Here is a 14,683-nt window from a genome sequence, read left to right as displayed (position 1 = left end):
CAATTATTTTTTGATTTCAGGGGCTTAGCTTATTGCAGGTTGACTTTGAACTTACCGTTTGTGACGGTCATGGATGCCGAGGTATTATTCACTTTTCCGACAAATTCAAAAGTCCCCTCCACGCGCTTACCATCATCCGCTGTCACAATGATCTTCCCGGAAGTTCCCTGATAGGAAGTGGAATATTGTTCACCCAGGGCCGTTCCTCCGATATACGTAGCGGTATTGGCGATATTGGTAAAGCCAAGGTCATATGTGCCGGGACCGTTGTAGGTGGTAAATCTGATCATGAAGCCTTTGCCGGAATTATCAGTTCCTTGCAGGACAACCACATTAGTCCCTCCGGCTGAAATTTTTGTCCCAGATACAGTATCAAAGTCCTTGGAAGCGGTGATAGTACCTACTCCGGCTACTTCTGCCGAAAATTCTTCACCCGCACCTGATACATCTTGCCCATCATCATTTGAGCACGCCATAAAGGCAATCACAAAAAGCAACAAACTGGCTTTTCTCAAAATTTCACTTAGATTTTTCATAAAAGAAATGGTTTGGTTTTTTAACTGAACGGATCAAAGTTATCCTTCCAGTCTTCCGCCCACCATACGACAAATGCCCTATTCTTTGGAAATAGGGCATCTAAAAAGTGTCAAACTGCGCTGAGAATCAGTGATGATGATGGCCATCGGGCCCATGGGCGTGACCGTGTTCAATTTCCACAGGCTCTGCGTCGCGAACAGAAATTATTTTCCCTTCAAAAAATAAATCATAACCTGCCAAAGGTGGATTAAAATCCATGTGAACTCCCATGTAATCAACCTTTGTGATTTCGCCACGCATTTGATTTCCTTTATCATCCTGCATCGGAATGACCCTGCCTACCCGAAGTAAGTCCTTATTTTTCTTACCCTCTTCTTTGAAATTCGCCTTGGGAATTATCACTTTTTTACTGTCGTCGTAGTCCCCGTAGCCATTTTCAAAATCTATTGCTACAGAAAATGTATCTCCGGATTCTTTGCCCAGAATGGCCTCTTCAAACTTGGGCAAAACATTCTGGTAACCAAATAAGAAGTAAAAGGGCTGATCTTCGGACACCGTCTCGAATAATTCCTGGCCGCTCTCTCCATCGTCCACCTTCAGCGTATACGCCACTGCTACTACTTTATCTTTGTCTGCTTTCATTTCAATTAAATTTCGATCCAAAGATCGAAGTTTTTCTCTTTTGAAATTCTGTAATTCACTTGAATTTCTAAACCCTCCTTTCGACAATCCATTCTATGCTTCAAGATCCAAAAGTCATTGGGTTTATTCCCACCTATAATTCCGAGAAATTCATTTCCAAAACTTTAGAAGCACTTGCTGTTCAAACTTATTCCAATCTCGAACTTTGGATCTGTGATGATGCGTCGACAGACAATACTGCTTCGGTTTGCAGGGATTTTTGTAAAACCGATAAGCGATTCAAATTCTATCAAAATGAAAAAAACTTGGGTTGGTGGAAAACCTCAGTCTACCAATGGCAAAAAGCTGCCAAAGAGAGTGATTACTGCTTCTTCCAGCCTCATGATGATGTGCCATTTGCAGAGTTTGTGGCAGCCCAGGTAGACCTATTGCAGCGATATCCAAACGCTTCCCTTTGCGTTCCCGGCATGAAAAACAATTATGCCGATGGACGAATGAACAGTACTATTCTTCAAAACTTAGGAACCTCAGACTGCGCAGGACTTCGGATCAAACCGTTGGTGACTTGGGAAGTAGAAGGTTGGTGGGCTGCTTATCACGGATTGCAACGGAGTAGATTTATTCCAAGCATCCTCCCTATCGATTACTTGAGATTCGGAGAAAAAGAATTTGCCCTAGACCTGATCTGGCTAATAAAAATGGCCGCTTTGGGCCCATTTGTGTGTTCGGACCAAGTATTATTCGAGAAATTTTACACCGTAAAAACGCTCTCAGTCCAGTGGAAATATAATTTTAAGAACCGATCCGCAGTATACTTAGCCATGGCCGAGGCGGTTTTTGGCATGCGGATTCCCAGTCAGGATAAGTGGATGATCTGGAAAGAAATTCTTAAAAAATCGTGGAAATCACTGCTTATGAAAATCCCCTACCGGAATAAATAAGTCAAACCGATATTTCCTACAAAGTTTTTTCGGTCATACCCCGGCACGAAGTATTGATCCGGCTGATTTTCCAGAAACCATTTGTAATTCAGCGTATTGACGTATTGGAATTTGCCAGAGAGCAGGAAGTCTCCAAATTTCCATTCCGGAGCAAGGGTAAAGACCAAATCAACGTACTTGTTTCTGAAGTCTTTGGAAGCTTCGTATCGATAGTAGTAGAAGTCATTGTTGTATTCGATCCGCTCAAACTGCAGCCCGATTTTTTTCAGCCCTTCTACCCAGGCAAAACCCACAAAGAGCTGGTTGGCAGCCGGGCCGTTGCCTATGCCAAGAACCTGTCCCTGATGGGTGTACCCATGGCGGACATGATCATGAATATACCAGGTACGCAGCTGACGGATTTCCTCCCTGATGGTCTGGCCCGAAAGCGTCATTTCCGAACTGATTTCCAGGAATCTTCCCGGCTTCCTCAGGTTCATCAGGTGTGCAAATCCAAAAGTGAAGGCCCGTCCCTGCTCAGGCGTGGTAATGAATTCTTCCAGCTTTCGGCTGTTGCCTCGAGTACCGTATTCTCCGTAGAATTCAAATCCACCGGCAGGACTCAACCAGCGGAAAAATCCCGAGCTAAACTGCTGCCTTTTATCCCGAATCGGGTCGTACTCGTTAGCAGGACCTTTTCGCCCATTGAAGACTGGCAGGATATCTCCCAGTCCGGAGACATCACTCCGGTACAGGTGATTGACTGATCCATAGCCGAGAAAAAGACCCGGAATCCACTTGGGCTGGTAAGTCAGTACCAAACCAGACATGTACCGGTTACCATCTTCGCGTTTAGCGATGTATACCGGGTTTTGTTGGATGGAGTAGTCTGGCCAGGGTGGGAGAAATTCCGTTGACTTCAAAAATCCCGAAACCACCTGACCCTCAAAAGATCCGATTTGGGTCCGGACCGGCCTGCGCGTGTTCAGTGTGAAGTGCAAAAAACCGGGTGCGTTGTTTCCCATCAAAAGAGAATTTCTCCGGCCAGGACCCCACCAGAGGTTCTCTGTGGAAATGCCCAGTGAATAGTCTTTCAAGTTGAACCGAAAACTGGACTGCCCGGGATAAATCCGATTAAACGCTTTGTCCCCAAATCGCTCAGGCATATCGATTCGGTTCATGAATTCATAGTAGAACAGAATCGTGGCCTGATGCTCGATCGGGAATCCGATATATTCCTTGTTTTGTGCAAAGAGGATTTCGGGCTGGAGCTGAAGGCTGAATTTGCCATATTCGGCATAGATCCCCGGACTGAATACCTGCTGGATTCCCCTGTTGGGAATCATTGCGCCGTCGTTTACCCCAAAAGCATACGTGGAGTTGAACTGTATCCGATAGGTCCCTGGCATGGTGAGAAACTTTCCCTTTCCCTCTTTGCCAAATCGCCGATGGAAAAACGAAATATCCAGATCAACTACCGAACTGTCGAGATCAAAGCCATTTTGGATGCCAAAAGCTTCCGCTGGATAGAGCGGGCGGATCATCCAGGATGATGCCGAATCCACCTGTCCAAGGAGCTGCAACCTTCTCAGGTAATCATCCATTACAGGAGTCCCCACCGGGATCGTCTGGGCGAAAGTATCGGTCATTCTCCCTGCGCAGAGGAGAAAAAGAAAAGTGAGCCAACGAAGAGTTCTAGTTTTTACCATGTCTTAATTAGTCTGAATGGCTACAACTTCGATTTTGGCAATCGACCAAGACTCATCACAGACCGGATCTGGAGAGTTGGTGGCCAACAACTCTGCACCGGTATAGATCCTAACAGTGGGGTTGGAATGAGAAATGAGCTTGGACACGCTGTATCGGGTCGTGTAATTTCGGAAAGCCCCAAAGAGACAAAGTCCCGGAAGATTCGTTTGAGTTGCTCCCGATTTGGGATCATTCTGTCTAAAGTAGTCATTCGGATACGACTGACGCAGGCAATAGGTCGATTCACAGGGTGAATTGGAAAACGTCGTCCGAAATACCTCTGAGTTGTCATAGCCCATGTACCAGAAGTCAGGCCCGCCCAGTCCGTCATCCGGATTGCCGTCCCAACTATCGTGGACCAGGATTTCGATGGTGACTTTGAGGAAATTGTGGGAAGGAAGATCCTGTACCGTCAACGCCACCTCCTCATTGTGATAAAATCCCGACACCGTATCGTTTTGGAAAATGAACAGACGGGCATTTTCAAACCCCTGGAGATCCAAATCCGAGAAGTTGTTTGAATAAACGACCTGCTCATTTTCCACAGTAGGGAGGCAGGAGGAAACTATTCCAAGCAATCCAAAAAGTACCAATCCCCTCAACAAGACCCGGCTATCTAATTTTATCATTAATTCAGATTTTCTCTAAAAAACACAGGGACAAAGAAACAAAAAACCTACCAAAAGCGGTAAGGATTATCGGGAAATGAGCCAGTTCCCTCAAAATGAATTCCTATTTTTGCTGGACTTAATTGATTCATTTATGCCCATTTTTACTTTAGTAGCGGGAGCCAGACCAAATTTCATGAAAATCGCTCCCATCATTCATGCATTTCAAAAATCACAAAAACAGGGCGTCGAAGTAGGATTTAGATTAGTTCATACAGGCCAGCACTATGACAAAAAGATGTCAGGTGATTTTTTTGATCAGCTCAATATCCCCGAACCGGACGCCAATCTAGGAGGCGGCGGAGGAACTCAGGCTGAGCAAACCGCAGCTATCATGGTGGCATTCGAAAAAGAACTGATGGAAAATCGTCCGGATCTTGTCATCGTAGTAGGTGATGTGACCAGTACATTGGCCTGCTCGATCGCTGCCAAAAAACTCCAGATCGATGTGGCCCACGTCGAAGGGGGAATCCGCTCGGGGGACCTTACCATGCCAGAAGAAATTAATCGAATGGTCACAGATTCGATCACAGATCATTTTTTCACCACCTCTGAGATCGCCAATACCAACTTACGAAAAGCAGGAGTTGCAGAAGAAAAAATTCACTTTGTGGGAAATACCATGATCGATACGCTCATGGCACAGCTACCAAACTTCAGAAAACCGGAAGGAGAAATTTTTGAGAAGGTAACTCCCGGAAATTATTTCGTAATGACTATGCACCGGCCAGCCAATGTGGATCAGGAGCAGTCACTGAAGGCAATGATTGATGCGATCCTATCGGGTACCGGAGGCTTACCCATCCTATTCCCTGTCCATCCCAGAACCGCAAAAAACCTGCAAAACCTTGGGATAGACGCATCTAACCTTCACATGTGTGAGCCTCTAGGCTATCTTGAGTTCAATTATTTGGTGAAAAATGCAAAAGGAGTCATCACGGACTCTGGAGGAGTGACAGAAGAAACTTCCGTCATGAATGTTCCTTGTATCACGCTGAGAGACAATACTGAGCGTGCCGAAACCATCCACTTGGGAACCAACGAACTCGTAGGTACTGATCCCAAAAAACTCAAACCCTACCTGGATAAAATCATGAATGGGGAATGGAAACAATACCAAGGAATCCCACTTTGGGATGGAAAGACTGCGGAACGAATCGTCAACATTCTGATCGAAACCTATTCATGAGCCCCACTGAGAGACGGATTTCAGAACTAGTTCATTTGCTCCAGATGAAGTCTCATCCAGAGGGTGGATTCTACGCCGAAACCTATCGCTCCGATTCTGAACTTGATACCAAAAACGGGAAACGGAACCTGATCACATCCATCTTCTTTTTACTTCGATCCGAAGACGTCTCCCATTTTCACCGGATCAAGAGTGATGAATTGTGGTTTTGGCACGAAGGCAGCTCCCTTTCCATTCATTTATTGGGCGAAAATGGCCATGAAATTCTAAAACTGGGGCCAGTAGATGAAAATGGAACCTTGCCACAGCATTTGGTCAAGGCGGAAACCATTTTTGGCAGTACTATCACTGAGTCTGAGAGTTACGCCTTGGTATCCTGTGTAGTAGCTCCGGGATTTGACTTTCGGGACTTTGAACTTTTCCAAGCAGAGGACTTACTGCCACGCTACCCAATAGCAGCAGCAATAATCCAAAAACTCACATAGACTTCATTTTCCGTATTTACTAGCCAAAGCGAGCTGCCCGGAATGATAAGCGGTATGGGTTACAATTCTACCGAAGGCTTCTGCTTTAGTCTTTTTGCCAAACTCCTTAGTCTCGATGACTTCGCTCCAGTCTTTGGTAGTTAAAATTGCTTTTTCCAGCAACGCCGCAGCGTATTCAGCCATTTCTTTAAGTTCGGCCAAATTGGTCCACTCTCCTGTATCTTTACCGGCAATAAGGGTTTTGGCTACAATTTTCACTTCCGCCAGACCAAAGATATTTTTTGCAAAAAGCAGTTCTACTTCTGCGATGTGCCTGATCAGAAATCCAACCGAATTGGGACTATTCCCATTTTTTTTGGTCAAGTCTGCTTCCTGGGTAGCATCCAATAACTTGGTGAACCGAGTTCTTCCTTCTTTCCATAACTCGATAAAATCCTGCATAAGCGTATGATTAAAGTGATTTTTGCACCAACAATTACCTGTGCTCGTGTTTTCCTTCAAGCCCACACGATTCGGTATCGATCTCGGTCTCGATGGTGTAATGCTCAAAGGGATACTTCTTCATGATTTCTTTTACCTGATTTTTTACTTCAAGCATTTCGTCCAAGTCTGCTATGGGCTCAAGCTTAAGGTGTGTGGTAAAAACATGATGCTCTCCATCCAGTGACCAAAGATGCGTGTGATGAAGAGATTTGACATGCGGGATTTTTAAAATTTCTTGCTCAATAGCTCCACGATCCACATCTCTAGGCTCACCTTGAAGAAAAATCACGAATGTTTCTTTCAATCTCTTCACCACATTCCATAGAATATATAGCGTAATCACCAGCGATAGGGCTGGATCAAGATAAGGGACGTCTTTGACCTGCAAGACAATGGAAACAATCAAAATAGCCGCCCAGCCCAAGACATCTTCCAGCAGATGCCAGGAAATTACCCGCTCATTGAGGGTCTTCCCTTTGCTCATCTTCCAGGCTGCATAGCCATTGACAAGCACGCCAAGGATCGCAAAAACCAGCATACCTGTCGCATTCGAGGATTCTGGGCTGATGATTCTGCCAATTGCCTCATTGATTACGAAAATTGATCCAAGGAGAAGGATCAAACCATTGATTAAAGCTCCCAAAAGAGAAAATCTTCGATACCCAAAAGAAAAAACTTGGGTGGGAGATTGCTTGGATTTATGATCCAGATACCAAGATGTCCCGAGAGAAAGACTATCGCCTAAATCATGGATCGCATCTGAGATGATGGCAACGCTATTTACATAATACCCTCCGATCAGTTCAAATACAGTAAATCCGAGATTTAGAAAAAACGCGGTCTTCAGGTTCTTGTTGGAGTGCTGATGGGGATGATTATGTGCCATAATTTGGTAGAATTTAGGCTTTATAAAACCGGATTCAATCCTCCCAACCCCAAGGAGCGTCAGGAATATCAATGGGCTTGGTCAAATCAAATCTGACTGAGAAATGCGTATCTGAACCGAGTCTTCGCAGATTATAAGTAAATGAGGTTTCATCTACATTGATCCACCAGACATTGCCAACGGCCGCTGGCAGCAACTCAGCAGTGAACTGATCCGCTGGGAAAAACTGGGTATTCTCAGATCCGGTATTATTCGCTTTGCCGCCATATTGGGTCACTCGATCCTCTGATCCATCCTCATGTCTGTGATCGTGCTTGAGCTGAATCAATCCTGCCTCATCCATGGTTAAGACCCAAGTTCTGGACCGATCGTCGCCCACAAAAAAAGGAATTTTCATGGTGCCGTCCTCACAAGACCTAACGTGCATCACCAGCTTTCCTGCAAATCTAGGATCGGATTCCGGCGTTACCAGTTTGCCTTCGTAAGCTTTGCCGCAATGCGCTTCAAGCTGTTTCCAAAATTGCTGAGACTTGGAACTTTCCTGTGAAAAAGCCAGGATCTGGAGATTAAAGAGAAGAATGGCAATGAGATATTTCATGATGGTGCAATATTTTGATTGAAAGTAACCAAACCATCCTGAAATCAAAAAAGCCACCTGACTGATCAGGTGGCTTCAAAGGTGCTGAACCTTACGAATTAGAAGGCAAATGTAAATCCAAATTTGATTTTTGTTCCTGGAGCAAGTCTGGTGAAGATTTGATCCTGAGCTTCATATGAGCTGAAAACTACCTCACGCTTATCGTTCAAAATATTCTCTACTCCAAAGTTAGCCTGCATGCGCTCATCCGCTCCGAAAGTTTTATTCAAATTAAAATTAAGTGCATGGAAAGGAACTGTATACGTATCTGTTCTATTTCCAAAACCTACAAAATTCAAAGTTGGGCCCTGCACATTGTAGAAAATACCAGCTTCCCATCCATTCGTGAAATTGTTGTAGGAGATACCTGTATTGATAATGTATGGAGCCTGTCCAGCCATATCCCGAGTGTCATCGATCGTTTCACCTTCTCTGGCTGATAAAGTTCTGGATCTAAATTCAGACTCGGACATTTTGATACTGGATTCTGTTACTGTCACATTCGTGTTCCACATGAAGTTCTGAAGCGATGGAGAGATGAAGGTCAGCGCTTTTCTGAATTCAACTTCCACTCCCAATACGGTTCCGTTCCCTACATTTCGTGGCTGGAATGCTCCCGGATCAGATAGGAACTGTACGATTTCGATAGGCTTGTCAAAGGACTTGTAGAATGCACTCACTGAGAAGGTCTGCGCTCTTTCTTGGAAAGTCTCCCATCGAATATCGAAGTTATTGATTCGAGTAGAAGTCAGATTGCCATCCCAAAGGGTCTCTGTTCCACCGTTGGTGGTCTCAGGAAATAGACCTCCGATGAAGGTTCTACCAGTGATTGGATCCAAAATTTCAGCGTAGGACAATTCTTTGAAAGACGGTCTGGCGATAGTTCTTGTAGCAGAAAGTCTCAGATTCTGAGTTTCCTTAAGTTTCAACACCAAGTTTAGCGTTGGGAAAAAGTCCAGATCATCCAACACTTTTTCATTGTCAAATACGATGGTTGCACCTTGGTTAGTACCGGTATAAAACTGCGTATACTTTTCCATTCTCAAACCTACAATTGCTTTTAAGCTTGCAGTAGGATTGACTTCAGCGGAAGCGTATCCGGCGATATTGGTCAGATTGGACTGAAATTCATTCGGGTTGATTGGAATAAAATCAGGATTGTATCTGACACCATTTCTGTTAGTCGCTGAAAAGAGATTTTCAGGATTCAAGATTTGGTTTGGATCGCCGTTGGTGACATCCGCACTACCTGTTGCAAACTGGAAGGATTGGATGTTGAAATCACGCTCTTTCTGTACATAATTTCCACCAAACCTAATTTTTCCATCTTCCTGGAAAAGATTAATGTTCTTGGCAAAATCAAGCTTACCCACCAGGTTTGTTTCTTCCAATTCTCTCCAGATTCGGGTAGGCAGACCTACTTCTGTAGAGATGGTGTTGTTTGGCAATCTGAATCTAGTAAACCTTACATCCGGATCATCCATGGTGGAGACTGTAGGAGCAATTTTCCAATTGATTTCCCAATCGTTGCCGTTCAGGAAATGTGTACCACCCAAAAGTAAGCTGGTCAACGATCGCTCGCTGTATTCTAGGTTGTATTGTTTTGCTTCAAAGTTTGCACCTAAGTTGGTGTTTACAAAATCAAATTCACCGGCTTTAGACTCTCCATTTTGAAGTCTCAAAAAGTTGATTCGGTATTTAGAAGAGCCAGTTTTCAAAGCAATTCCTGCCATACCACCCAGCATGACATTGTTTACTCCATAGTCACCGCTTTGTCTTTCAAGAGGTTCAAGCTCTGTTTGATTAGCTTCTCTTGGCTTTGCAAATAGGTTGAATTCTGCATCCTGATAAAATTCGGTCTCATTCTTATAGGTTACGGCCAGGTTGTATCCCCAAGTTGCCTTAGTTCTTGCGATTTGATTTCCCAGGGAAAAGCTCAGACCCAAATCCATCAAACTGTTGGATCTGTATCCACCGAGAGTTTTGTTGAAGGATCCTAAAATATCCTGATATTCTAAACCAGCCGGGCTGTTAGGATTACCTACTACTTGACCATAAAGTGGAATATCAGTTCTTCCACCAGTAGGATTAGCTCTTGTCCCATCATCAAAACCTAACCAGTCTGTTTGCCCGCCGTCATAGGTGACATAATTGGAATTGAAGTGCATGGATGGATTGAATGCGCCTGAAATTCCAAGCTTGATGGTTTTTTCTTCAGGAAAATCTTTGGTTTCGATGTCTACTACTCCACCTGTAAAATCTGCAGGAAGCTCTGCAGTAAAAGATTTAGAAACGATAATGTTATCGATCACATTGGTAGGGAAGATATCCATCTGGATGGTATTCCTGTCTGGATCCAAACCTGGAATGTCGACTCCATTCAATACTGTTTTGGTATATCTATCTCCCAATCCACGTACGTAAACATATTTACCGCCTTCGATAGATACTCCCGTCACACGTTTCACAGCAGATGCTGCATCACCGTCTCCGATTTGTCTGAATGTGCTTGCTGAAATCCCGTCTATCAAATTTGGGGCATTTCTTTTTACAGACATTAGTGCATTTTCGGTAGTTCGAATAGCAGCAGCCTGTACGGTTACAGTTTCCAACTCGGAGGCATCTTCTTTCATCAGGATGTCGCTAAGTACATTTACTCCACCCGCCGAAACTTCGACTGAGGTAAGTTCCACGGTACTGTAGGAGATGTAGGAGAATTGAAGGGTGTAAGTGCCAGGAGCAACCTGAATTTCAAATTTGCCATCAAAGTCAGTGACGGCGCCTGTAGAAAGTTCTTTTACCAACACAGAGACTCCAAATAGGGGCTCTCCGGTAGATTCCTCAAAAATGGTCCCTCGGATGATTCCATTTTGAGCTTGAGCATATCCTGAATTAATCAGGAGGAATAATGCCATAAAGAAGTAGATTGTTCTTTTCATGAACAGGGTTTGATTAATTTGTACAGCAAATTTTTAATTGAAAAGAGGGAAAGGAAATTGCCTTGCAAGCTTATTCCTTTCCCTTTTTAAAAAGCTATTGTGTATTAGAAGTCTGCAAGTTCACCTGCAACAGCTGACCAAGACCAACCTTCAAAGGCTGTAAGATCAGCACCTACTGTATTGGCACCTGCAGCAACTGCAGTAGCATGAGCGCTTGTTCCGTTTCTGAAGACCGCAGTCAACATCACACCTTCAACAAGTGTAGCCTCTAGGTTAGAGAATACAAGGATACCGTTATTGAAGTTATCCAATGATTTATTTCCAATAGGATTTCCGTTAGAGTCAACTTCTCCACTTAGAGATAAATCGCCTCTGCCTCCTGTAGCTGGAGAAGGGAAGTTGAAGAAGTAAATGTTTTCGAAGGTACCTCTTGCACCAGCTCTGAAATCACCCAATTCGGCAACAGAACTACCTTTAACAGATCCATTTCTTAGGGTATGAGCAGCATTCAAAGATCCTTCAGGACCGTCGATTTCAAGTGCGTGGTCAGTTTCACCACCGGCAATTACAATGAAGTTATCCAAAGTTCCAGCCCAAGCCTGGTCAGTGTCCATGGCATCATCGCCAGAGTTCCAAACAATTGCGTTGGTAACGTCTACAGTTCCACCGAACCATTCGATACCATCGTCTTGGTTACCGATTACTTCTACGTTTTCGATTACAGTACCGGAACCTACACCACCAAGCGTCAAGCCGTTGATTTCGTTTCCTTCACCGATATTAGCACCACCGTGACGGATAGAGATAAATTTGATAGAACCGCTGTTGTCGTCAGGAACATTTCCACCATAAAGGCCATTCGTGTCTGACGGTGGGATACCTTCGATCTGAATTTCAGTCACATCACCTGCAAAAGATCCTGGAGCACGTCCCAATATCAGAACTCCACCCCAAAGACCGGAAATTTCAGGATCTAGGTTTGGAGAAGCAATTTGACCTGGAGCGATCTCATCAGCAATCGAAGTAAAAATAATTGGAGCAGTAGCAGTGCCGTTTGCGTTGAGTTTACCACCTCTAGCGATAATCAATGCAGTAGCATTTGCACCAGTTCCAGCTTCACCTTTCACTACTACACCTTCTTGGATAGTAAGTGTGGCACCTGAAGTCACGGTGATTCTTCCACCGAGAATATAAGTCTTGCCAGTTTCCCAAGTTTGGTCAGCAGTAATGTTGTTGGTCACTCGAATGGTAGTGGCTTCAGCACCTACTGTCAAGACGTGAGTAGCTTTTGCCTGATCTCCGTCTGTATCTGTTACTGTAAATTCAAATACGATGTTTTTTCCTGCGTCAGCTGCTACAGCAGTGTAAGAGAATGGAGCGGTAGCTGTAGTTCCTGTCAAAGGTACTGTCGCCAATGCAGCGCCATCTTTGGTGATAGCAAGAGAGACTAGACCGTCAAGTGCAGTAGCAGTGGCAGTCACAGGTCCAAGAGTTCCGCCAGCTTCAATAGTAGCAGTAGCAGGGATACCTGAGATGGTCACACCATTGTCAACTGGATCCGGATCGTCTTCACAGCTGCTGAATGTGATCAACACAGCCGAAAACAACATTACTAAATAATTGAACTTTTTCATTTGGTATAAATTGAATTATGGTTTTGCAATTAGATGCTGCAAAGGTGAACCCAATTTTGCTACCCAAAAGAATGAATCGAATTATGGTTTTTTTAAAAAAGCGAACAGAATTTAATACTGGATTAACAGGTGAAACAAAAAAAAAGGCTTTCCCCTCGGAAAGCCATTTAAACTCAGTATTTGTATTATTTCAATGTTACCGATTTGTTAATCGGCACTTTTTCTAGGAGTGTTTTTACGAGCGAGCGGGTATTTACATTGTCTGCCTCTGCCTCATAATTGAGCAAAATTCGGTGATTCAGCACGTCTTCGGCGATTTCTTTGATGTCTTCAGGCAGTACATAGTCCCTGCCGTCCATGAATGCTACTGCTTTGGCTGCAAGGTTCAAATTGATGCTGGCTCTAGGCGAGACACCAAACATGATGTACTTGGCTTCATCCTTCAGCCCATACTGCAGCGGGAATCGAGTAGCAAAAACCAACTCGATGATGTAATTCTCCAAAGGCTCCGCGATGTTTACCGCATTGATCGCATTCCGGATATCGAAAATATCCTGTTTCGAAAGAATGGGTCTAACTTCAGAACTGTATTGCATGTTGGACATGCGACGCATGACTTCCATTTCATCGGACTTACTCGGATAGTCGATGTGGACTTTCATCATGAATCGGTCTACCTGTGCTTCTGGCAGTGGGTAGGTTCCCTCCTGATCTACGGGGTTTTGGGTAGCCAATACTAAAAATGGACGGTCAAGTAGGAAGGTCGTCTCCCCGATGGTCACCTGCTTCTCCTGCATGGCTTCAAGTAAGGCTGACTGAACCTTGGCCGGTGAACGGTTCACCTCATCTGCCAGGATTACGTTGGCAAAAATGGGTCCTTTTTTCACCTCAAAACTTGCATTCTGCTGATTGTAAATCATCGTCCCGATCAAGTCGGAAGGAAGAAGATCGGGCGTAAACTGAATTCGGTTAAAATCCAAATGAAGAACTTTTGCCAGTGTGTTTACAGTCAGCGTCTTTGCTAGGCCTGGTACACCTTCTAAGAGGATATGCCCGTTGGTAAAGAGACCGATCAACAGGCGGTTTACCATTTTATCCTGACCGACCACGACTTTTTTTACTTCCTGAATGACCTCAGCGATTTTTTCCTGATGCATGAAATACAAGTTTTAGATACCTGAACGGTACGCCTAAATTAGGGGAATTTGAACCAACCGCAATCTTAAATCTTAGCAGCGGTATTGCCCAAAAAATAGACGGTATTTAGGATATTTTAAGAACGACCCGGCCTCCTGTTCTTTTGAACAGGACTTTTTGTTTTCGCAAAACCCGTCAAGCCAAGTTGATGGTATACCGTCTGTTCATCCAATTCGATGATTTCGCCCGATTTCATTCCTTTGATCGTGATCTTTTCCATAGAAAATCGAACCAATCGCAAAGTCGGAAACCCCACTGCAGCAGTCATCTTTCGGACTTGCCTGTTTTTTCCCTCTATGAGTGTCAGTTCAATCCACGTATCCGGAATCGATGCCCGATAGCGAATGGGAGGATTCCGCTCCGGCAACTCTGGTGCAGGATCCAGGATTTTTGCCAGGGCTGGCTTGGTTTTGTATTCTCTGCCATCCACCTGGATCGATACGCCGGATCGGAGTTTGGCAAGTGCCTCTGGAGTCGGAATTCCTTCTACCTGAGCCCAATAGGTCCGCTGATGTCCAAATCGTGGATTGAGCAGATGATGGTTGAGCATCTTATCATCCGTGATAAGCAGCAGGCCTTCACTGTCCTTATCCAATCGCCCGACCGGATAGACCTCAGGTGGAAAAACACCAAGAGAAGCCAATGTAGGCTCCTCTCCGGTGAATTGTGTCAAAACCCCAAAGGGCTTGTAAATGATAAAGTATCTGGCCAACCTGT

General features: G+C 44.4%; 14 protein-coding genes. 3 read left to right on the top strand and 11 right to left on the bottom strand.

The window, feature by feature from the left end:
- Positions 1–29: 29 nt before the first annotated feature.
- Both DK188_RS02125 and DK188_RS02120 read right to left on the bottom strand, forming a co-directional pair.
- Positions 30–536 carry a DUF6252 family protein gene (locus DK188_RS02125; protein WP_111669125.1) on the bottom strand — a complete coding sequence of 169 codons (507 nt, stop codon included), beginning with the start codon at positions 534–536 and terminating at the stop codon, positions 30–32.
- A gap of 127 nt (positions 537–663) precedes the next feature.
- Entirely contained in the window at positions 664–1,179 is a 516-nt protein-coding gene (locus tag DK188_RS02120) for an FKBP-type peptidyl-prolyl cis-trans isomerase (protein WP_111669379.1), read from the bottom strand.
- 95 nt (positions 1,180–1,274) lie between these two features.
- Here DK188_RS02120 and DK188_RS02115 point away from each other — a divergent pair, with 95 nt between their 5' ends.
- The gene (locus tag DK188_RS02115; protein WP_111669124.1) at positions 1,275–2,120 is read left to right on the top strand and encodes a glycosyltransferase family 2 protein; all 846 of its coding nucleotides are present in this window, start codon (positions 1,275–1,277) and stop codon (positions 2,118–2,120) included.
- On the opposite strand, the gene DK188_RS02110 is transcribed toward DK188_RS02115, so the two are convergent.
- A complete protein-coding gene (locus DK188_RS02110; protein ID WP_232825637.1) occupies positions 2,105–3,808 on the bottom strand; it encodes a capsule assembly Wzi family protein in 1,704 nt (567 codons plus the stop codon). The two genes, DK188_RS02115 and DK188_RS02110, sit on opposite strands and share 16 nt — an antisense overlap.
- Positions 3,809–3,811: 3 nt before the next feature.
- Positions 3,812–4,477, bottom strand: coding sequence for a hypothetical protein (locus tag DK188_RS02105; protein WP_111669122.1), 666 nt, complete (start codon positions 4,475–4,477; stop codon positions 3,812–3,814).
- Between the two features lie 133 nt (positions 4,478–4,610).
- Between DK188_RS02105 and wecB the strand changes: the two genes are divergently transcribed.
- Positions 4,611–5,705: a non-hydrolyzing UDP-N-acetylglucosamine 2-epimerase gene (wecB, locus tag DK188_RS02100; RefSeq protein WP_111669121.1), complete on the top strand. Its 1,095-nt coding sequence runs from the start codon at positions 4,611–4,613 to the stop codon at positions 5,703–5,705.
- On the top strand, positions 5,702–6,190 hold the full coding sequence (locus DK188_RS02095) for a cupin domain-containing protein (protein WP_111669120.1): 489 nt from the start codon (positions 5,702–5,704) through the stop codon (positions 6,188–6,190). The genes wecB and DK188_RS02095 overlap by 4 nt, the downstream gene beginning before the upstream one ends.
- Before the next feature lie 3 nt (positions 6,191–6,193).
- Here the strand turns inward: DK188_RS02095 and DK188_RS02090 are convergent, their stop codons facing one another.
- From DK188_RS02090 to DK188_RS02060, 7 genes are all read right to left on the bottom strand, one after another.
- Positions 6,194–6,631, bottom strand: a complete 438-nt coding sequence (locus DK188_RS02090; RefSeq protein WP_111669119.1) for a DinB family protein — start codon at positions 6,629–6,631, stop codon at positions 6,194–6,196.
- A gap of 34 nt (positions 6,632–6,665) precedes the next feature.
- Positions 6,666–7,559, bottom strand: coding sequence for a cation diffusion facilitator family transporter (locus DK188_RS02085; RefSeq protein WP_111669118.1), 894 nt, complete (start codon positions 7,557–7,559; stop codon positions 6,666–6,668).
- A 34-nt stretch (positions 7,560–7,593) separates the two neighbouring features.
- Positions 7,594–8,157, bottom strand: a complete 564-nt coding sequence (locus DK188_RS02080) for a hypothetical protein (protein WP_111669378.1) — start codon at positions 8,155–8,157, stop codon at positions 7,594–7,596.
- A gap of 98 nt (positions 8,158–8,255) precedes the next feature.
- Positions 8,256–11,135: a TonB-dependent receptor gene (locus tag DK188_RS02075; protein ID WP_111669117.1), complete on the bottom strand. Its 2,880-nt coding sequence runs from the start codon at positions 11,133–11,135 to the stop codon at positions 8,256–8,258.
- 104 nt (positions 11,136–11,239) lie between these two features.
- Positions 11,240–12,769, bottom strand: coding sequence for an autotransporter outer membrane beta-barrel domain-containing protein (locus tag DK188_RS02070; protein ID WP_111669116.1), 1,530 nt, complete (start codon positions 12,767–12,769; stop codon positions 11,240–11,242).
- 185 nt (positions 12,770–12,954) lie between these two features.
- Complete coding sequence (locus DK188_RS02065) at positions 12,955–13,926, bottom strand: AAA family ATPase (RefSeq protein WP_111669115.1); 972 nt, start codon at positions 13,924–13,926, stop codon at positions 12,955–12,957.
- Positions 13,927–14,042: 116 nt separating this feature from the next.
- Complete coding sequence (locus DK188_RS02060) at positions 14,043–14,678, bottom strand: pseudouridine synthase (RefSeq protein ID WP_111669377.1); 636 nt, start codon at positions 14,676–14,678, stop codon at positions 14,043–14,045.
- Between the last annotated feature and the right edge of the window lie 5 nt (positions 14,679–14,683).

Source organism: Algoriphagus litoralis, assembly GCF_003259255.1.
In the GTDB taxonomy this organism is placed as follows: Bacteria; Bacteroidota; Bacteroidia; order Cytophagales; family Cyclobacteriaceae; genus Algoriphagus; species Algoriphagus litoralis.
Note: the sequence above shows the minus strand (reverse complement) of the source record. Positions and strands in the feature narration are given on the sequence as shown.